Annotated in this window: 14 protein-coding genes; 9 read left to right on the top strand and 5 right to left on the bottom strand. The window is 56.1% G+C overall.

The annotated features are described in order from the left end of the window. Positions 1-81 precede the first annotated feature (81 nt). Positions 82-735, bottom strand: coding sequence for a response regulator (locus BBD41_RS16900; RefSeq protein ID WP_099478281.1), 654 nt, complete (start codon positions 733-735; stop codon positions 82-84). Between the two features lie 51 nt (positions 736-786). Beyond that, positions 787-1950 (bottom strand): sensor histidine kinase, encoded by a 1164-nt coding sequence (locus tag BBD41_RS16905; protein ID WP_099478282.1) that lies wholly within the window; start codon positions 1948-1950, stop codon positions 787-789. A 183-nt stretch (positions 1951-2133) separates the two neighbouring features. Between BBD41_RS16905 and BBD41_RS16910 the strand changes: the two genes are divergently transcribed. From BBD41_RS16910 to BBD41_RS16920, 3 genes are read left to right on the top strand one after another with little or no spacing between them, the layout of a single operon-like run. Next, complete coding sequence (locus tag BBD41_RS16910) at positions 2134-3081, top strand: ABC transporter ATP-binding protein (RefSeq protein WP_077568381.1); 948 nt, start codon at positions 2134-2136, stop codon at positions 3079-3081. A 43-nt stretch (positions 3082-3124) separates the two neighbouring features. Beyond that, positions 3125-4303, top strand: a complete 1179-nt coding sequence (locus BBD41_RS16915; RefSeq protein ID WP_099478283.1) for an ABC transporter permease — start codon at positions 3125-3127, stop codon at positions 4301-4303. Continuing rightward, positions 4296-5459, top strand: a complete 1164-nt coding sequence (locus tag BBD41_RS16920; RefSeq protein WP_099478284.1) for an ABC transporter permease — start codon at positions 4296-4298, stop codon at positions 5457-5459. The genes BBD41_RS16915 and BBD41_RS16920 overlap by 8 nt, the downstream gene beginning before the upstream one ends. Positions 5460-5646: 187 nt before the next feature. Here BBD41_RS16920 and BBD41_RS16925 read toward each other — a convergent pair whose 3' ends face one another. Continuing rightward, entirely contained in the window at positions 5647-6459 is an 813-nt protein-coding gene (locus tag BBD41_RS16925; protein WP_099478285.1) for a flagellar motor protein MotB, read from the bottom strand. Continuing rightward, complete coding sequence (locus BBD41_RS16930) at positions 6443-7237, bottom strand: flagellar motor protein (protein ID WP_099478286.1); 795 nt, start codon at positions 7235-7237, stop codon at positions 6443-6445. The genes BBD41_RS16925 and BBD41_RS16930 overlap by 17 nt, the downstream gene beginning before the upstream one ends. A 307-nt stretch (positions 7238-7544) precedes the next feature. On the opposite strand from BBD41_RS16930, the gene uvrB reads away from it, so the two are divergent. The 6 genes from uvrB to BBD41_RS16965 all read left to right on the top strand — a co-directional run bounded on the left by uvrB (position 7545) and on the right by BBD41_RS16965 (position 19024). Beyond that, positions 7545-9536: an excinuclease ABC subunit UvrB gene (uvrB, locus tag BBD41_RS16935; RefSeq protein WP_099478287.1), complete on the top strand. Its 1992-nt coding sequence runs from the start codon at positions 7545-7547 to the stop codon at positions 9534-9536. A 183-nt stretch (positions 9537-9719) separates the two neighbouring features. Further along, complete coding sequence (gene uvrA / locus BBD41_RS16940; RefSeq protein ID WP_099478288.1) at positions 9720-12587, top strand: excinuclease ABC subunit UvrA; 2868 nt, start codon at positions 9720-9722, stop codon at positions 12585-12587. A 438-nt stretch (positions 12588-13025) separates the two neighbouring features. After that, on the top strand, positions 13026-13232 hold the full coding sequence (locus BBD41_RS16945; RefSeq protein ID WP_077568374.1) for a hypothetical protein: 207 nt from the start codon (positions 13026-13028) through the stop codon (positions 13230-13232). A gap of 368 nt (positions 13233-13600) precedes the next feature. After that, on the top strand, positions 13601-14686 hold the full coding sequence (locus BBD41_RS16950; protein ID WP_077568373.1) for a S1C family serine protease: 1086 nt from the start codon (positions 13601-13603) through the stop codon (positions 14684-14686). Beyond that, a complete protein-coding gene (locus BBD41_RS16955; RefSeq protein ID WP_099478289.1) occupies positions 14683-16614 on the top strand; it encodes a copper amine oxidase N-terminal domain-containing protein in 1932 nt (643 codons plus the stop codon). The genes BBD41_RS16950 and BBD41_RS16955 overlap by 4 nt, the downstream gene beginning before the upstream one ends. Positions 16615-17068: 454 nt before the next feature. Further along, a complete protein-coding gene (locus BBD41_RS16965; RefSeq protein ID WP_099478291.1) occupies positions 17069-19024 on the top strand; it encodes a GTP-binding protein in 1956 nt (651 codons plus the stop codon). A 118-nt stretch (positions 19025-19142) separates the two neighbouring features. Here BBD41_RS16965 and BBD41_RS16970 read toward each other — a convergent pair whose 3' ends face one another. Next, positions 19143-20360, bottom strand: a complete 1218-nt coding sequence (locus BBD41_RS16970; RefSeq protein ID WP_077568370.1) for an MFS transporter — start codon at positions 20358-20360, stop codon at positions 19143-19145. Positions 20361-20474: the final 114 nt, after the last annotated feature.

The following is a 20474-nucleotide window of genomic DNA, read 5'->3' on the forward strand; positions in this document are numbered from 1 at the left end:
AACCAAGGCCTGCAAAGCGCGGCTTTCCATGAAGGAAGACTCCGCTTTGCAGGCCTTATTGACGGTTAAATCGATCATTAGTCAGCTCTGAACTTTCTTCAAATAAAAGATCGCAATTTGCGTCCGGTCGCGCAGACTGAGCTTGCCCAAAATATCGGTCACGTAATTCTTGACGGTGCCCTCGCTCAGGTACAGCCGGCCGGCAATCTCCTTGTTGGACAGGCCGTCGGCAATGAGGGTAACAATGTTGCATTCCGCCGGCGTCAAACCAAACGCCTCCAGCCTGGCCGGCGTCTGGGGAGCGGGCTGCGCGGCAGGGCGGAGCATCCCGGTCAGCTTGCGGGCAATATCGGGATGAATCAGCATATTGCCGTCATGGACGGTTTTGATGCCCTGGATAATGCGGTCGGGCGGGATGTTCTTGAGCAGATAGCCGCTTGCCCCGTTTCGCAAAGCCTCCGCAATATAATCCTCATCATCAAACGTGGTCAGCATCAGCACCCGGATGTCGGGGTATTTCTCCCGGATGCGCAAGGTGCCCTCGACGCCGTCGCACACCGGCATGCGGATATCCATCAGCACGACGTCGGCAGCCAGGCCGTCTTCCAGCAAGGCGAGCGCCTCCCCGCCGTGAGCCGCTGCTCCGGTTACTTCGATATCCGGATCCATCCCTACGAGCAGCTTCAAGCTCTCCCGAATGAACGGGTCATCATCGACAATCAGTACGGAAATCATGTAAGCACTACCTTTTCGTTAAATTTGACGCTTGTTCCTTCATCGATACATTTATACGATCTCACGCTTTCGGTAAACCGGCAGCCGGGTGATCACGGTAAACGGAGCGTTTTGCTGCACCGTAAGCGTTCCGCCAACGACCTTGGTTCGCTCCAGCATGCCGCTGAAGCCGATGCCCTGCCTGCCTCGGCCCGGCTCCGCTCCATCGGCCGGCTCCGGCACTTTGCCGTTGTTGCAGACCTCCATGCGAACCTCATCTTCCCCGTAATGCAGGTAAATGCGGACATGGGTGGCTCCCCCGTGGCGGAGGGCATTCGTGATCGCCTCGCGGGCGTTTTTATATAATACCACCTGCTGGCTCGGATAGAGCGGATAAGGCATTCCTTGCAGCTCAAGCTCGGTCTCGATGCCGGTCTCCTTCCCGGTCTCCTCAAGGAGCCGGTCCAGGGAGTAATCATCGGCCATGCGCCGATGCGGGCTCATCTGCTTAACGGCCGAACGCAGCTGCTCCATGCTGTCCCCCAGCTGATCCCGGATCTGGTGCAGCAGCTCCATGCCGCGGGCGGAATCGCGGGGGACGGTATGGACGGCTGCCTCCATCATCATTTTGATGCGGATCAGCCGGTGGCCGATATCATCATGCAGCTGGCGGGAGATCCGGTTCCGTTCCTCGGCTTGCGCCGCCCGTTCCACCTGGTGCGCGAATTGCAGCAGCTGTCTGCCCGCTTCATCCTGCTGGAAATGCAGCCGCTTGAGCTCATCGTACAGCTTGATGTGATCGGCTTGTTTTTCAAACAGCTGATGGATTTGGCCGAAAGCCGCCGCGAAGAACAAAAATAACAAATTGGCCGTTGTCGTCAAGAGCGGATCCCAGCCGGCAATGGCGATGTTCAGCAGCCCGAGGTGAGCGAACGCAAACCACCACCGCCAGGAACGCTCCAGCAGGGGCAGATAGACACACATCGTCGACATGGACAAGAACACCATCATGAATCCGTATTGATGGCACAGCCACAAGGATAACGCGATTTCAACCACCGCAGCCGCCTTGGCCGCGGACGGGGTGGGCAGGAAACGGCTCAGCACCGTCACCGCGATAAACAGGAGGACGAACACCATATATTCCCCGTAGTCATCCAGCTGCTGAAGGAACATATCGGCCGCGGCCGGAAGGAGAATCAAGCCGTAACGAAGATAAGCGAGAGGAGAAGACATGGGCGATCAGCAACCTTTTTCATAAACTAATATCTTCCGGTCGATCAGTGGCTTCATTATATCACAGGACATCCGAACGCAAGGAGATGACTTTGGTCACCCCGTAAGGTGACTTACTCTACCTGAAAGGAACGACGAACTTGTATACAATGAATGTCAGAAAGCTGAAATGAGGAAACGGAGATGGTACGTATGGCGGTCTTTCTGGAAATGAAAGATGTCGTGAAACGATATGGAAGCAAGCTGTCGGTGGATCACCTGAATCTCGAGGTGCAGGAGGGGGAAATCTTCGGACTGCTCGGCCCGAACGGGGCTGGCAAAAGCACGTCCATCAGCATGATCTGCGGCCTGCTGCCGAAGGATCAAGGGAGCATCAAAGTCGATGGCATATCGATTGAAGATCAGCCGCTTGAGGTGAAGCGAAGAATCGGATTGGTTCCGCAGGATCTCGCCTTGTACGAGCAAATGTCGGCGATGGACAACGTTGCCTTTTTTGCAAAATTGTACGGACTTCGGGGACAGCAGCTGAAGGAAAGGGTGGAGGAGGCATTAACGTTCGTCGGACTGCAGGATCGGGCCAAGGACCGGCCGTCGACCTTTTCCGGCGGGATGAAGCGAAGGCTGAACATCGCCTGCTCGATTACCCATCGTCCGAAGCTCATCATCATGGATGAACCGACGGTCGGCATCGATCCGCAGTCGCGCAACCATATCCTTGAATCTGTCCGGACGTTGAATGAGATGGGCTCGACGGTCATTTATACCAGCCATTATATGGAGGAGGTTGCCGCGATCAGCGATCGGGTGGCCATTATGGACCAAGGCCATGTCATCGCCTGCGGTACGCAGCAGGAGCTGCGGGCTAGGGTGGCTCAAGAGGAGCGCATTATCCTCACGGCAGACGGGATCACGGAGGAGCTTATCCAGGAGATGAAGCTTCATCCGCGCGTCGGGCGCGTTACGCAATATGATCATCGGCTGGAGATTTATGTTCCATCGGCGCAAGAGGAGCTGCAGGATATTCTGTTCATTTGCGGCAAGCACGGCACGACGCTCCGATCGCTGCAGTGCGAGGAGCCTGACTTGGAGACACTGTTTCTCAGCCTGACCGGACGGAAGCTGCGGGACTGAACAGGCCGGAGGTCTCCGGATACATGAAGGGAGAAAACAAACCATGAACACTGCGATTATCGCCTGGTTTGAGCTCAAGCGAATGGCTACGAGCCGGACCGTGCTGATCAATCAATTTTTGCTGCCGCTTATACTGATCTTTATATTAGGTAACGCGCTATCCGGCTGGTTCGGCAACGAAGAGGAATTTGAGCAGCCGCCGGTGAATGTGGGCTTCATATTGCCCGAAGGGCAGGGGGAGCTTCCTGCAATCATGCAGGGACTCGTGAATGGGCCGGAAATTCAGGATATTGTTATCCAGCACATCCTATCGAATCGCGAGGAGGGGGTAGGAAAGCTCCGCCGGGGAGAGCTGGATTATGCGGTTGTGATCCCGGAAGCGTTCGACGAGCGGATGGGAAGGGGAGAAGCGGTGAAGCTGGAGCTGCTTCCCGGCAGAGACCATAATCTGAATCTCGTGGCGGATACCGTCTTTACAACATTTATGGCGGACGCGAATCATAAACAGGCGGAGGCGATCGTGTTCGGCGGCGCGCCGCCGTTGGCGGTACCCGCCTCGGCATCAGATGGAGAAGAAGGCGGAGCCAGCGTGGAGGTTGGACAATTGAGCGAAAAGGGCGGGTCTTATTCTGCCGCTCAATACTATGCGGCTTCCATGCTGGTCATGTTTCTGCTGTATTCGGGCCTGATGGCAAGCAGCAGCCTGCTGGGCGAGCGGGAGAGCCGGACCCTGCACCGGCTGCAAAGTGCACCGGTATCCCCCGGCTCGATTTTTGCCGGCAAAATCATTGGATGCAGTCTGATCACGTTTGGGAAAGCCGCTGTCATTGTGCTTGGTTCGATGTGGCTTTATGGCGTGAAGTGGGGAGGGCATCCGCTCTTGTTGATCACGGTATGTGTCCTTCTCACCCTGTCGTCCATGACGATTGCTGCGCTCATTACGTTCGTGTCCCGGACGGCGGCCGGAGCCAGGGGCTTGATGCAGGCCCTGGTCATCGCCATGACGTTTGTCAGCGGAGGCTTTATGCCGCTGCCGGTGGAGTTTTTTCAGAAGATCGCAGCCTTTACGGTCAACCACTGGGCGATGCAGAGCATGCTGCGGATGATGCTGGACAGCGAGACCGGCCTCGTCCTCTCCTGCATCGGGATGCTGGCGCTCATAACGGCCGTGCTTTCGGCCTTTGCCATGATCACGTACCGAAAGGTGGGATACCATGCCTAGCTTGATTATCGCCTGGAATATGGTGAAACGGACGCTTGGGCGGAGACGGGGCTGGATTGTCTTTGTCCTGGTGCCCTGCGTCGTCGTCACGCTGACGGTGTTTCTGCTGGGCAGGACGACGGCAGCCGGCATTATTGTCTCCTATATAAATGAGGACGAAGGTCCTGCAGGGAAATACTTGATGGAGCAGCTGCAGCAAAGCGGACAATATGTGCTGAAGGAGTCGGCTTCCGAGGAGGTGCTGCGCGAGGAGCTGCTTCAGAATAAAAGCACGGTCGGCGTTTATGTCCCCCGGAACTTCAGCGATGGAATCATGGAAGGGGGATCGCCGAGCGTCAAGGTGTATGAAGTATCAACGTCGGAAGCATCGGTCATGATCCGCATGACCGCCGACTCTACGGTTAAGCGTCTGAACGGGTCGGCCGCGGCAATCCGGGAAATGTCTGACTCGGGTGCCGATCGCGTGCAAGCGCTGAGCCAGGTGCTGGAGCAATCCGCCAAGAAGCGGGTGGATACGCAAGTCACGGATCTGAACCTGTACGCCAAGCCGGGCTTGTCGAATGTGACGGGATTTACGCTTATGTTCATGATGACCCTGATTTCGAGCGTCGTGGCGATGATCTTGGACGACCGGAGGCAGCGCACGCTGTCGCGGATGTATACGGCACCGGTCCGGGCATACGAGATCGCGCTCGGTAACTTTCTGGGCAGCCTTGTCGTCGGTTCGCTGCAGGTAATCATCGTGCTTCTGCTCAGCCGGTATGTGCTGCGTTACGAGTACGGCATTCCGTTCATGCTGCATTTTCTTATCCTGATGGCCTTCATGCTGGTGTCGCTCGGGCTTGCCAGCACGATCGCGGGACTCATCCGCAACGATCAGAATGCCGCGATGATCAATTCCATGATCGTTACGCCGAGCTGCATGCTGGGCGGCTGCTTCTGGCCGCTGGCCATTATGCCGGAGTTCATGCAGAAGCTCGCCAACTTTATTCCGCAAAAGTGGGCGATTGAAGCGGTGGAGATCGCCGCGACCGGCGGCACGCTCGCTGATATCAGCCTGCCGCTCGCGGTCCTCGGCTTGATGGCGATCATTTTGCTCGCCGTGGGCTCTGCCGTTCTTCGGCCAAGCGAGAGCGGGACAGGAACCGCCGCTTAGAGCGGGTTCTTGTAATGATTCATCTAGTCGAGCTTCGTTGACGAGTACCGATCATGATAGCTAGTAAAATCAAAGGCCAGACCGCAACCTGCGGCCTGGCCTTTGATGATGATGTGAAAGGCGGCGCTTTACCGGCAGCTCGCCAGATTGGAATGCCGCGCTGACGTCGAGAGCCGGGGTCTGGCTGCTACTGGCGAAGCTGTCGCAGCACGGTGATCTCGACCCGGCGGTTTTTCTGTCGGCCTTCAGGAGTGGCGTTATCCGCAGCCGGTCTTGTATCCGCATATCCCGCATACTGGAAGTCCGCAGGATCGAGCCCCTCCTTCTCCAGGAAGAATCGGAGCACCGACATGGCGCGTGCGCCGGAAAGCTCCCAATTATCCTTGTAGATGGAGCCGCGTCCGATCGGGACATCGTCCGTATGGCCTTCGATGCTGACGGTGGAATCCAAATCCTCGAACAGGCTCGCCAGCTTGCCGAGCACGGGAGCGGCGCCCGGCTTCAATTCCGCCCGGCCGACATCGAACAGGAACCGGTCGCTGAGCGTAATGGCGATTCCCTGGGGCTCGTCCGAGATGAAAATCTCGTCCTCGAGCTGGTTGTCCTTTACATATTGCTGAATGAGTCCCATGAAGCTCGCCAGCTCCTCCTCCTGAGCCCGGAAGGCCAGCTCACGCTCGCTTAACGGCCCGGCGTCTTCGGCATCATCGCTGCTGTCTTCCTCAGCCTTGGAAGGAGGGTTCTTGTGGTTCTCCGTATCGGCCGTGCCGGTGATGCCGGAGCCCATCTCCAGAATGCTGTCCCCGCTCTGAAAGGTGGCCTGCAGCGACTCGGTGACCAATTGATATTTTTCCGGATCCAAACGGCTCATCCCGTACATGACGACAAAAAATATCAGCAGCAGCGTAATCAGATCCGCATAGGTGATCATCCAGCGGTCGCGCTGATCGCCGCCCGCCTGCGGACGGTAGCGCCGCCTCCGTCTATTCGGTCCACTCATGGGCGAACCCCCTTGATGCCGGTCCATCGGTCCGGCCCGCCGATGCGAAGGAGGCCAGCTTCTTGCGGACGATAAGCGGGTGCTCTCCGTTCTGAATGGCCAGTATCCCTTCCAACAAGAGCTCCATATTTACAATTTCTTCTTCGGAACGTGCTTTAATCTTCGTTGCAATGGGCAAAAAGATAATATTGGCGCTCGCAACACCGTACAGAGTGGCTGTGAACGCGACGGCAATCGAAGGGCCGAGATTCGTGGGCTCCTGCAAACTGCCGAGCACATGGATCAATCCCATGACGGTTCCGATAATCCCCATCGTGGGCGCATAGCCTCCGGCGGATTCGAAAATTTTGGCATAGCCCTCGTGCTTCTGCTCGGCGGCCTGAATCTCAAGCTCAAGGATTTGGCGGACCATTTCGGGGTCGGTGCCGTCGACGACCATCTGCATCCCTTCTCTCAGAAAAGGATCGGCATGCCCGTCCGATACGCTTTCCAGGGCCAGAACGCCGTCTCTTCGGGCAATGACCGACATATCGGCCAGCGAATCGATAAGCTCCCCCGGTGAACGTACGCTGCGGCCGAAGGCCAGCCGGAGGGCGGCGGGGATGGTTCTTAGACGGGAGAGCGGGAAGCTGATGAGCACAGCAGCAAGGGTTCCGCCGAACACGATCAGCGCTGCCGCGCCCTGCATGAGACCGCCGATATGCCCGCCTTCCCAGAGAAAGCCTCCGATGAGCGCCGCGAGTCCGGCCAGGATGCCGATAATAATGGTTATGTCCATAATGCAGTTATCATCTCCTTTATGTATAGTTAAAACATGATTGAACTCGCTGGAAACCGTTTAAGGCAATTAAAAAACAGCCGAAAAGGGCGCGTGTGCCCGCGCTCGATTTACCGGATCGCGGGCTGCCGAATATTCCGTGAAATTGTTTGCATCAAAAAAACGTAAAGGGTATAATGAGACGGGAACAGATATTCTTATTCCTGATAACCGACACCACTAATTTCCCAATATCTATATCATCGGGAAATTTCGACATATCTTTTAGTACGAATTACATTTTAGAGCATAAGGGTGATGATGGACAATGAGCGATTTAGTTGTCAGTACCAAATCCTTTGAGATTGAGTCCGAGTTCCAGCCGCAAGGCGACCAGCCGGCTGCGATCGAGCAGTTGGTTGAAGGGCTGCGCCAGGGGAAGAAGCACCAGACGCTGCTGGGCGCAACAGGAACCGGCAAGACGTTTACGATCGCGCAGACCATCGCCAGAGTAAACCGGCCGACCCTTGTCATTGCGCATAACAAGACGCTTGCCGCACAGCTGGCGAGCGAATTCAAGGAGTTTTTCCCGAACAACTCGGTTGATTACTTTGTCAGCTACTACGATTACTATCAGCCGGAAGCGTACATCCCTTCTTCCGATACGTATATCGAGAAGGATTCCAGCATCAACGAAGAGATCGATAAGCTTCGCCACTCGGCCACCAGCTCGCTGTTCGAGCGGCGGGACGTCATCATCGTTGCGAGCGTATCCTGCATTTACGGCTTGGGATCGCCGAAGGAGTACGGGGAATTGCTGCTCTCGCTCCGGGTAGGCATGGAGAAGCCGCGCAATCAGATTCTGGCGCGGCTTGTTGATATTCAGTACCAGCGCAACGACATCAATTTCGTCCGCGGCACGTTCCGCGTCCGCGGAGACGTCATCGAGATTTTCCCGGCCTCGAAGGGCGAGCATGCGGTTCGCGTCGAGCTGTTCGGCGACGAGATCGAGCGGATCACGGAGATTGACGTCCTGACGGGAGAGCTGGTCGGAGAGCGCGAGCATATTGCGATCTTCCCGGCCTCCCACTTCGTAACCCGCGAAGAGACGATGCGGGTTGCGCTGATCAATATCGAGCGGGAGCTGGAGGAGCGCCTTGAGCAGCTCCGTTCCGAGGGCAAGCTGCTCGAAGCGCAGCGGCTGGAGCAGCGTACGCGCTATGATATCGAGATGATGAAGGAAGTCGGATTCTGCTCCGGCATCGAGAACTATTCGGGGCCGCTGACATTCCGGGAGCCGGGGGCAACCCCGTATACGCTGCTCGATTATTTCCCGGACGATATGCTGATCGTGATCGACGAGTCGCACGTGACGCTGCCTCAGATCCGGGCTATGTACAACGGGGACCGCGCCAGGAAGACAGTGCTCGTGGAGCATGGATTCCGTCTGCCGTCGGCGCTCGATAACCGTCCGCTGAAGTTCGAGGAGTTCGAGGAGAAGGTCAACCAGATCATCTATGTGTCCGCAACGCCGGGACCTTATGAGCTTGAGCACTGCGATACGATGGTCGAGCAGATCATCCGGCCGACCGGGCTGCTTGATCCGATCATTGACGTGAGGCCGACGGAAGGACAGATCGACGATCTGATCGGCGAGATCCGGGAGCGGGTTGACCGTGACGAACGTGTGCTGATTACGACCCTTACGAAGAAGATGGCGGAAGACTTGACCGATTATCTCAAGGAGATCGGCATCAAGGTCCGCTACATGCACTCCGATATCAAGACGCTGGAGAGGATGCAGATCCTGCGCGACCTGCGCCTGGGGACATTCCACGTGCTGGTCGGGATTAACCTGCTGCGGGAAGGCCTTGACCTGCCGGAGGTGTCCCTCGTAGCGATTCTGGACGCGGATAAGGAAGGCTTCCTCCGCTCCGACCGGTCCCTGATCCAGACGATCGGCCGCGCCGCCCGGAACTCGGACGGCAAGGTCATCATGTACGGAGACAAGATCACCGATTCGATGGATCGGGCGATTAAGGAGACGGAGCGCCGCCGCAGCATTCAGGTTGCCTACAACGAGAAGCACGGCATTACGCCGCAGACGATCCGCAAGAAGGTGCGGGACGTCATTGAAGCGACGAAGGTGGCCGAGGGCAAAGCGGACTATTTGGCCGGCGACAAGCAGAAGATGTCGAAGAAGGAGCGTCAAAGCCTGATTCAGCGTCTGGAAGCCGAGATGAAGGACGCGGCGAAGAATCTCCAGTTCGAGCGGGCGGCAGAGCTTCGTGATGCGCTGCTGGAGCTGCAAGCCGAGTAAGAAGCTTATCTTATCGGAGCTCCGTATTAGGCGAGTCATGCCCGGCAATTAGCTTCCCGCGGGCATTATGATTATGCTGGATTTTGGATTTGGATAACAAGGAGGACGGCCCAAGGAGGTCGTTCTTCTTGGTTCATATATACAGGCTTATATTTTTATGCACGGAGTAGGAGATGATATCGTTTGGCCAGTGAGAATATTGTGATAAAAGGCGCACGCGCACACAATTTGAAGAATATCGACATCACGATCCCGCGCGACAAGTTTGTTGTGCTGACCGGACTTAGCGGCTCGGGCAAATCCTCCCTCGCGTTTGACACCATTTATGCCGAGGGGCAGCGCCGGTATGTCGAATCGCTCTCCGCATATGCCCGGCAGTTCCTTGGGCAGATGGAGAAGCCGGATGTGGATTCGATCGACGGTCTGTCCCCGGCCATCTCGATCGACCAGAAGACGACCAGCCGCAACCCGCGTTCGACCGTAGGTACGGTCACCGAAATTTATGATTATCTGCGGCTTCTGTTTGCCCGGATCGGGCATCCCCACTGTCCGGAGCACGGTGTGGAGATAACGTCCCAGACGGTAGAGCAGATGGTGGACCGCATTATGCAGTACCCGGAGAAGACAAGGCTGCAAATTTTGGCCCCGGTCGTTTCCGGACGCAAAGGCGAGCATAAGAACCTGTTCACGGACATTGCGAAGCAGGGCTTCGTCCGCGTGCGGGTCGACGGCGAGCTTCGCGACCTGTCCGAGAGTATTGAGCTCGAGAAGAACAAGAAGCATACCATCGAGGTTGTCGTTGACCGCATCGTCGTTAAAGAGGATATCGAGGCGCGCCTGGCAGACTCCATCGAGACCGCGCTTAACCTGTCCGGCGGGCAGCTGCTGGTCGATATTATCGGCCAGGAGGAGCTGCGGTTCAGCTCGAACTTTGCCTGCCCGATCTGCGGATTCAGCATGGAAGAGCTGACGCCGAGAATGTTCTCCTTCAATACCCCGTTCGGTGCGTGTCCGGATTGCGACGGCTTGGGCGTGGAGATGATCGTTGATCCCGAGCTGCTGGTGCCGGACACGAGCAAGAGCATCGAGGAAGGGGCATTTTTGGCCTGGAGCGGCGGCACATCGACGTATTACCCGCAATTCCTGAAATCGGTATGCCAGCATTACGGCATTCCGCAGGATGTGCCTGTGAGCGAATTAAGCCAGGAGCAGATGAATAAGCTGCTGTACGGAACGGGCAACGAGAAGGTGCACTTCCGTTATGAGAATGATTTCGGACAGCGAAAGGAAGCGTATGTCACCTTCGAGGGTATCATCCCGAACCTGGAGCGCCGTTATCGCGATACGAATTCCGAGGGCATTCGCGAATATATCGAAGGCTACATGAGCAGCAAGCCGTGCGATGTATGTAAAGGGCACCGTCTCCGCAAGGAGAGCTTGGCCGTTACGATCAATGACCGTAACATGGCTTATGTTACCAGCCTGTCGATCGGAGAGTCGCTGAAGTTTTTCGAATCGCTGGATTTGTCCGAGAAAGAGCGGCAGATCGCCAATCTGATTCTGAAGGAAATTCATAGCCGGTTGGGCTTCCTCGTCAACGTGGGTCTGGATTATTTGACCCTCAGCCGTTCGGCAGGGACCCTCTCCGGCGGCGAAGCGCAGCGGATCCGGCTCGCGACGCAGATCGGCTCAAGCTTGATGGGCGTACTGTATATTTTGGACGAGCCCAGCATCGGTCTGCACCAGCGGGATAATGACCGCCTGATTTCCACGCTGGAGCATATGCGTGATCTCGGGAACACGCTCATCGTTGTTGAGCATGACGAGGACACGATGATGGCTGCCGATTACATTATTGACATCGGCCCGGGTGCAGGTATTCATGGCGGGCAGGTTATTGCCCAAGGAACGCCGAAGGAAATTATGGAGGACCCGAATTCTCTGACCGGCCAATACTTGAGCGGCCGCAAGTTCATCCCGGTTAATCTGGAGCGCCGGAAGCCGGATGGACGCTGGCTCGAAATCAAGGGAGCGAAGGAGAATAACCTCAAGAACATCAACGTCAAGTTTCCGATTGGCGTCTTTACGGCGGTAACGGGCGTGTCCGGTTCAGGGAAATCGACCTTGGTGAACGAGATTCTGTATAAGACGCTTGCTCGGGATTTGAACAAAGCAAAAGTACGCCCGGGTCAGTACCGTGAGATCAAGGGACTTGAGCATGTCGAGAAAGTGATCGATATCGACCAGTCGCCGATCGGCCGTACGCCGCGCTCCAACCCGGCAACGTATACCGGCGTGTTCGACGATATTCGGGACATCTTCGCCCAGACGAACGAAGCGAAGATCCGCGGATACAAGAAAGGCCGCTTCAGCTTCAACGTCAAGGGCGGCCGCTGTGAGGCCTGCCGCGGCGACGGCATCATCAAGATCGAGATGCACTTCCTGCCGGATATTTATGTGCCATGCGAAGTATGCAAGGGCAAACGGTATAACCGAGAGACGCTGGAGGTTAAATACAAAGGCAAAAATATATCGGAAGTGCTGGAGATGACGGTGGAGAATGCCACCGAGTTCTTCCAGAACATTCCGAAGATCCACCGAAAGATGCAAACGCTGATGGATGTCGGTCTCGGATATATTACGCTCGGTCAGCCGGCCACGACGCTGTCCGGCGGCGAGGCGCAGCGCGTGAAGCTGGCTTCGGAGCTGTATCGCCGCAGCACGGGCAAGACGATGTATATTCTGGATGAGCCGACCACGGGCTTGCATGTGGACGATATCGACCGCCTGCTTACCGTGCTTCACCGGCTAGTCGATTCCGGCGAATCGGTGCTGGTCATCGAGCATAATCTGGATGTCATCAAGACGGCGGATTATATCATTGACCTGGGTCCGGAGGGCGGAAGCGGCGGCGGCACCATCATCGCTACCGGAACGCCGGAGGACATCGTGAAGGTGCCTCAGTCCTACACAGGCAAATATCTGAAGCCGATATTGGAACGCGACACGAAGCGGACGGCGGAGCTGAATCGGGTAGAGGCTGCCCGTTAAGAGCTGCCGCTTCCTGAAGCCTTGCGGAGCGCCCGATGAATGGATCATCGGGCGCTCTTTTTTTTGGGGAGTGGAATGGCTTCAGAAACCCGAACGTTGGCGTGATGCCATACGAATAAATGACCAGCATAGGCGGCCATCCTAAGGATGGAAGTTTAGTCTGATCTTACCTTCAGGATAGGATCATTCCAGCTCCAGGATATAACAGCGATCGGGAAGGACGATCCGCCGCTGCAGCGGCCTTTGTGCGATGATCCAAGCCCAAAGAATATGATCATTTTCACGCCAAAAACGAAGTGACTGGTTAAATATGAGAAATTTCTATGACTTTTTTTCATTTTGTGACCACTGGGACTTGCATCTTGGCGGACACACGGATAACATAGAAGAAGATATGCAAATTTGCCCGAGAAAGAAACTCACGAGGAGGTACGTCTCATGTTCCTTGCAGCTGTATCGGATGCAACTGCCAAGTTCAAGTATTTCGATATCTTTATGATCCTGTTCACCATTCTCATTTTTGTTGGTGTGGTTCGCTTGCTGACGGCCCGCCAAAAAAATAAATTCGCAATCGCTTTCGGTATCGTCAGCTTGCTCGTGTTCCTGTACTCGGACTACGCGATGGTTACCGGTTGGTTCAAATAGTTAAACCGTACGGACGATCGTAATGAATGGTCATGACGAAGGGATAATACATACAAACAAGACGCCGCCTGCATGGAGCAGGGAGAGCGTCTTTTTGTGTTCTGTTCGTTCATGTACCGGACAAGGATCCGGCGACTGATCGAATGCGACTTGAACGGTTTACATGGTGCTAGTTGTACCGAAACCCAGTGTAATGCAGCCATGCGATTATGTTTGCAGGAATTATTACGCACCTGTCTTGCATTCCGTTCAATAGTGCACGTGATATAGGTCTTAAAGTCATGGTTGCATATGGAAAAATATGATAAATTATAGGAGTGAACGTGAAACGGGATCGAGGATGGGACCGGGGAGGAACAGGTGAACAAATGAAGAGACGCGGATACAAAGTGTCAACGGCGCTGCTGCTGAGCACTGCGCTCATGCTAGGAAGCCATGGGGCCATCTTGGAAGGGGAGGCTGCTGCGGCAGCAAGTAGTTTTATAGTCAAGAGTACATACGAGCAAGGAACGGTACCAAGCGTGATTAGCCGATTGTCGCCGTCGGTAGTGGGCATTATCGGTAAAGTGGCCCAGGGAACGCCGGGCGAAGTGGATGATCGATATAATCTGGCGCACGGAACGGGCGTCATCTGGAAAGCGGACGGCTGGATCGTAACGAACGCCCATGTGGTGGACGGGCTAAGCGGCATTACCGTCGTTACGTCCGATGGCAAGTCCTATAAGGCGAAGGCCGTTTTTAGCGATCCGAAGAGCGATATCGCACTCGTCAAAATCAATGCCAAGTCCCTCAAGCCCGCCGTGTTCGCGGTAACCGCCCAGGAGGCAGTGGTTGGCGAGACGGTCGTTGCGATCGGCACGCCGATCTCGTTCTCGCTTCGGAACTCCGCTTCGGTCGGGGTGGTCAGCGGGCTGAACCGGAGCGTTGACGGCTCCTACCGATTGATTCAGACGGATACCGCAATCAATCCGGGAAATAGCGGAGGACCGCTTGTCAATTTGAAGGGCGAGGTCATCGGCATTAATAGCAAGAAATTCGCCGCTGTCGGCATCGAAAACATGGGCTTCTCCATTCCGGCCGAAACCGTCCGGTATGTTGTCGATCATCTGCTGAAGTACGGCGAGGTCCGGAGAGCCACGCTTGGGCTGGAGCTGGAGGAAAGCTGGTCCGCCATTGTCGGGCTGCCTTCGGATGACCCGCTGACGGTCACCAAGGTGCTGTCCGCCGAGGCCCAGAAGGCTGGAATAGCGGAGGGGGACGTGCTGTATGGCATCAATGGAAAGCGTGTCTACTCCGTGGTGGATATTAACGAGCGGCTGAAGTCCTACACGCCGGGACAGCGGGTTCGCCTGCTGATGCAGCGGGACGGGGATATTGTAAACGTCAGCCTGAAGCTCAGCCGGGACGGCGCTTCCGCTGTATCGGCTGACGATGAGGGAGGCGAAAGCGCATGATCATGGGAGAGAGAACCGGAATATCGCGCGGGCTGAGAAAGATGGCTGTCGGAGCTTTGTCATCGGCGGTACTGCTGGCAGGATTATCGATTCCGGCATGGGGCGATGCGGCATCGGAGAAGCGGGTGCTGACGATTCAGAGCGGCAGCAGCACGGCTTCGGTCAACGGCAATGCGTACGAAATCGCGAAGCCGGTTGTGCAGCAAGGCGTGCTGATGGTGCCGCTAAGCGTATTCAAGAAAGCGTTTGGCACCGAGATTCGGCTCGAAGGAGAGAACCGGGTTCGGCTACTGCAGGGGCCGCATACGGTCGTGCTTGTGATGGATAACAAGACGGCCTGGATCGACGGCAAGAAGGTGCAGCTTCCGGCTGCCCCGACGATGGTCTCCGGAACGCTCATGGTACCACTGCGGAACGTGGCCTCAGGGATCGGAGCTAAGGTAACCTCGGCTCAAGGAAAGCTGTCGATCAGCCTGACCGTTACCGATAAGGAAGAGAAGCGCGACGAGGATGCGATCAACACGAGCAACGGCAAGACCCGAATCGGCAACAGCTATTACGGCTGGAGCATCAATTATCCGTCCTGGATGATGGTCGGGCGAGGCTCGGATGATGAGAGCGGGACTGCATTCAATGACACCACGGGCCGCTATTACCTGGAGGTGCATGTAACCCCGCAAGAGGTGGAGCTGGACACGGATGATCTCCTCGAACAGCTGGTGAAGGAGGTCGAGGCATCCGGTGACATCGTGCTGCACGAGGAGAAGATCGAAGCCGGAGCGCTGCCTTATGCCCGCATTGTTTCCCGCGACGTGGACGGCGTGCTGTGGGAAAGCCGGCAGTATTATGACAACAAGAAGTTGTACGAGCTGTATTTTGCGGATGCGGAGGCGGTCCACTATCGTGATATGGATAAGCATGCAGGGCTGCTCGGTTCGTTCCGTACCTCCTATAACGGATCGGATAAGTCGCTTAAAGATATCTCGACCGTCGTGAACGGGCTGCGCGAGGCCGGCAATGCAGAATACGGCATCCGTCTGATGGTGCCGGCCGGCTGGCAGATTGATAATCGGGAGATGCTGTACGGGGCCGAGAGACAGGGATACTTGTCCGTATCGGTCACATCGGCGCCTACCGGAGCGAACGGCACGCTGGCAGCCTGGGCGCAGCGGCTTCAGGATTGGTTCGCGGAGTCGTTCGTGAAGGATGCGTACCAGATCATCGGCGTAACGCCTGTCGAAATTTCAGGGGTCCGGGGACAGGTTCAGGAAGTGCGGTATACGTACGGGGACAAGTGGATCACGGAATATGAAGTGATGGTCCAGAAGAACGGCTACCGCTACTATTTGGAATATGCGGTGCCGGAAGGGCAGGAGGCCACGGCCGCGAGCTGGAAGAAGGTGCTGGAATCGGTGGAAATCGATTATGAGGCGGTACCGGAGAACTTCGGACGAATCGGTGAAGAAGGCTTCCTCACGGACAAGACGCGGATGAGCGCGAAGAGCTCACGGGCATACCGTTATCATATCGATATTCCAAGATATTGGGAGCCGGTGCGCGACCAGTTCGAGCAGGAGAATATCGAATATGCATTTGCCGGAGGCCGGTTCGAGCTTGCGGTTCAGCAGGACACAACCGCGGAATACGTGGTTAGCCAGCTGAAGCGTTACTACAATGAAGCCGCGTCTGTGCCGGGCGCATCGCTTAAGCTGCTGGGGATCGAGCAGACGACGGTTGCCGGTGTTCCGGCGGTGTCCTTCAACGTGCATCAGGTCAAGAATGGCATTGAATATACGACCCGGGAGCTGGTATTCGAGAATGGCGGCATTACCTACACGATCATCACCACGCTGAATGATGCCAATGCAACGGAAGCCCAGCAGTCTGCACTCGAACGGACGCTGTCCTCCTTTGAGTTCGTTAAGTAATGTCCACGCAGGGCTATGGCGTGGAGTGCCGAGATAATGAGTTAACCTTATGAGGTTCCAAGATGATGAGGAGTTGGATGGAAATAAGGGCGATCTCGGCCCGGGCCGAATCGCCGTCCCCAAGAGCACCATTTGGTGCAGGGACGGCGATTTTTTTTTGTGCAGGGACGGCGATTTTTTTTTGTGCAGGGACGGCGATTTTTTTTGCTACGGAGCTTGTGTTGGATGAACCGGGAGGATGAGGGTAGGGGGAGAAAGGGAATGAATTCGGAAGAATCCAATCGAACCGATCGAAGCCGTCAGACGAAATGCTTTCTAAGTGAAAGATGCCTGGACGGCTGCTGATATAGCTATGTTGACCGCGTGTAAGGCAGTTCCTGCCGGCGGCCCGCTGTGATACAATAACACCGACTTGCTAGGCACGAATACCGGGTAGAGGAATGAGGGGATCGCATTGAACAAAACGATCGGTCTGTTCGCCCATGTGGATGCAGGCAAAACCACGCTGGCGGAGCAGCTTCTATATTTAACACATACCATTCAGGAGCGCGGAAGGGTGGATCACCGGAACGCTTATATGGATAACCACGATATTGAAAAAGAGCGGGGCATCACCGTATTTGCGGATCAGGCGATCATGCCGTTTCAAGGCTCGACCTATTACCTGATCGACACGCCCGGCCATGTCGACTTCTCGCCGGAGATGGAGCGGGCCATTCAGGTTATGGATGCGGCCGTCGTCGTGATCAGTGCGGTGGAAGGCGTGGAAGGCCATACGGAGACGGTATGGCAGCTGCTGCGCAAGTATGGGGTGCCGACCTTCTTTTTCCTGAACAAAATCGATCGAACGGGTGCAGATTCCGAAAGGGTGCTCGAAGAGATCAGACGGGAGCTTACTGAAGATGTCTGTTTGATTTCCGAGGAAGACAAGCTGCATGAAGGCGGGATATCACCCTCTCTGGCAGAGGTCGTTGCCGAGCGGGACGAGGGGCTTTTGGAGCAGTATATCGACCAAGGGTTCGATGCGGGCACATGGCTTAGTGCAATGAGAGAGATGATTCAGGATGGACGAATCTTCCCATGCTTTAGCGGCTCGGCTCTGCAAAGTATCGGCGTGTCCCACTTCCTGCTGCAGCTGGACAGCCTCCTTCATACCGATTATGACAGGGGGGCGGAGTTCTCCGGCCGGGTGTACAAAATCCGCCATGACGATCAGGGAACCAGGCTGACCTATATAAAAGCTTTGAGCGGCAAGCTGCGAGTACGGGATGAAGTGACCTACCACGGCGGCCCTGCCGCCATGCGGGAGAAGATCACCGGAATTCGCTTGGTTCACGGCAAGAAATTTACCATGGTCGATGAGGTCGGCGCCGGGGACTTGTTCGTGGTGACCGGGCTGTCATCGGCAGCGGCCGGGGACGGCTTGGGGGCGCTTGGCGGCAGAACGGTCTATGAACTCGTGCCGACGCTGAAATCGAAGGTGCAGTTCGATTCCTCGGTCCATCCGAAGGATATGCTGCGGATCTTCCGGCTGCTGGATGCCGAAGATCCCTCCCTGTCCGTCCAGTGGGATGAGGCTTCCCAGGGCATCCATCTCCATGTCATGGGGACCATTCAGCTGGAGGTGCTGCAGCGGATCGTGGACGAACGGTTTGGACACCGGATCGGATTCGCCGAGCCGGAGATTTTATATAAAGAAACGATCGCCCGTCCGAGCATCGGCAGCGGGCATTTCGAGCCGCTCAAGCACTATGCGGAGGTTCATCTGAAGCTGGAGCCGGGGGAGCGGAACGGCGGCATCGTGTTTGCGAACGCATGCCATCCCGACATGCTGCCGGTGAACTACCAGCATCTCGTTGCCCAGCACATCGGCGAGCGGGAGCATCATGGGCTGCTCACGGGATCTCCGCTGACCGACATGAAGATCACGCTGTTAAAGGGACGGGCGCATAACAAGCATACCCATGGCGGGGATTTTCGCGAAGCGACCTTCCGCGCGCTCAGACAGGGGCTGGAGAAAACGACGAGTTTGCTGCTGGAACCGTACTATCAGTTCAAAATCAAAGTGGAGCTCGAGCACATCGGCCGGCTGCTGTCAGATCTGACACAGGCCAAGGCGACGTTCGAGCCGCCGGACACGACGGGAGACAAGGTGACGGTAACTGGCACCGCCCCGGTCTCTACCTTGATGAATTATGCGATGGAGCTTGCGGCCTACACGAAGGGGAGGGGAGCGATTACCCTGACGTACGGCGGTTATGACCGCTGCCACAACGAAGAAGAGGTGATCCGCCGGATCGGGTATGACAAAAATGCCGACCCCGAGTACACCTCATCCTCCATCTTCTGCGCGAAGGGAGCGGGCTATGCGGTCCCGTGGGATGAGGCGGACAAGCTTATGCATGTGTAATAAGTGTTGGAAGTGTCGGGCATTCGCATGCGAAAGTCACGGATTGGATCATTGTAAAAAGAAAGGAGCGGGGCGCATAAAGACGCCTCGCTCCTTCTCTGTATAATAAGTTTTCACCTTAGGAAGATGCGGAAGTTTTGTTCTTGGCGGGCAGGGGAGACTGCCCAGAATTGCGCATCGTCCAGTACGTGATCACCGTCGTAATCAGCATCAATAGGCCGGTCATCATGAATACGGAATGAATGTTAAAGATGCCGCTGACCAGACCGCCGAAGAGGGGGCCGGCCATGCCGCCGATTTGGTTTGCCGTCTGGCTCAGGCTGAACGCCCGGCCTCTGAACTCGCTTGGCGTGTTGCGGACAACCAGGCCGTTCAGCGCCGGGAATACGGCACAGAAGAAGGCGCCATAGACAAATCGGATGGCGGAGAACGCCCAAATATTGCTGAACAGCATCTGGGCCAGAGACCCGATGCCGCTGGCCAGAAGACCGATCAGCAGCACTTTGTGAAAGCCGATTTTGTCGGCCAGGCGCCCCCAGCGTGCGGCAAACAGAATGCTGGCAATCCCTACGATCGAAAAGACGAAGCCGGCAATCATGGAGGTATGGCTCGACGAGCCGCCGATCTGCGCGATATACAGCGGCAATACAGGCTCAATCGTCATGACGGAAAACTGCGTGAGCAGGGTAAGCGCCAGCACGGTCAGCAGCGCTTTGTTATGACCGGCGACTTTAAATGTATTCATTACCGACACCCGCTCCTTGCTCGGCACGAATTTCTCTTCCTTGACCCAGAAAATGACGAGCAGCGTAGCGATAAAGCAGAGCCCCCCGGCTAGTCCGAACGCCATCCGGTTGCTAAAGAGGGAGGCGAGGGTACCGCCGATCATCGGTCCCATAATGCCGCCGGTCGCGGTTGCCGTCGACATCATGGAGAGCGCGTAGCCGACTTTTTTCTCAGGAGTATTCGTGCCGACAATGGCAATGGCCCCGGGGATAAACCCGGACAGCAGCCCCTGAAGCAGGCGCAGGATCAGCACCTGATACTCGTTCGTGACGAACGCCATCAGCACATAGATGACAAAGAGCACCATGCCCGCCCGAATAATCATCGGTTTACGGCCGTATTTATCGCCGACCGCTCCCCAGAACGGCGAGGAGAGCGCGCCGGCAAAAAAAGCCGAGCTGAACAGCAGGCCCGACCACATTTCCGTATGCTTGGTAACGCCGAGCTCAATCAGAAACAGCGGGAGAAAGGGAATGACCATCGAGAAGCTTGATGAAACGATAAAAGAACCGAACCATAAAATCCATAAATTTTTCTTCCAACTTTCCATGTCTTCTTCATCTCCTGATGTGCATGATTCGTTCATTTTCCTCTGCGGATGCTGAATCCCCCCTGTCTCCTATGCAAAATGCGGTATGTATGAAAAAGAATTCTAGAACTCCTG

Source organism: Paenibacillus ihbetae (assembly GCF_002741055.1).
GTDB classification, from domain to species: Bacteria; Bacillota; Bacilli; order Paenibacillales; family Paenibacillaceae; genus Paenibacillus_AQ; species Paenibacillus_AQ ihbetae.

Bases quoted from the DNA above. Each gene is read 5' to 3' on its own strand.
- BBD41_RS16900 (WP_099478281.1), bottom strand. From the start codon at position 735: ATGATTTCCGTACTGATTGTCGATGATGACCCGTTCATTCGGGAGAGC.
- BBD41_RS16955 (WP_099478289.1), top strand. From the start codon at position 14,683: ATGATCATGGGAGAGAGAACCGGAATATCGCGCGGGCTGAGAAAGATG.
- uvrB (WP_099478287.1), top strand. From the start codon at position 7,545: ATGAGCGATTTAGTTGTCAGTACCAAATCCTTTGAGATTGAGTCCGAG.
- BBD41_RS16970 (WP_077568370.1), bottom strand. From the start codon at position 20,360: ATGGAAAGTTGGAAGAAAAATTTATGGATTTTATGGTTCGGTTCTTTT.
- BBD41_RS16925 (WP_099478285.1), bottom strand. From the start codon at position 6,459: ATGAGTGGACCGAATAGACGGAGGCGGCGCTACCGTCCGCAGGCGGGC.
- BBD41_RS16920 (WP_099478284.1), top strand. From the start codon at position 4,296: ATGCCTAGCTTGATTATCGCCTGGAATATGGTGAAACGGACGCTTGGG.
- BBD41_RS16910 (WP_077568381.1), top strand. From the start codon at position 2,134: ATGGTACGTATGGCGGTCTTTCTGGAAATGAAAGATGTCGTGAAACGA.
- BBD41_RS16930 (WP_099478286.1), bottom strand. From the start codon at position 7,237: ATGGACATAACCATTATTATCGGCATCCTGGCCGGACTCGCGGCGCTC.
- BBD41_RS16915 (WP_099478283.1), top strand. From the start codon at position 3,125: ATGAACACTGCGATTATCGCCTGGTTTGAGCTCAAGCGAATGGCTACG.
- BBD41_RS16945 (WP_077568374.1), top strand. From the start codon at position 13,026: ATGTTCCTTGCAGCTGTATCGGATGCAACTGCCAAGTTCAAGTATTTC.
- BBD41_RS16950 (WP_077568373.1), top strand. From the start codon at position 13,601: ATGAAGAGACGCGGATACAAAGTGTCAACGGCGCTGCTGCTGAGCACT.
- BBD41_RS16905 (WP_099478282.1), bottom strand. From the start codon at position 1,950: ATGTCTTCTCCTCTCGCTTATCTTCGTTACGGCTTGATTCTCCTTCCG.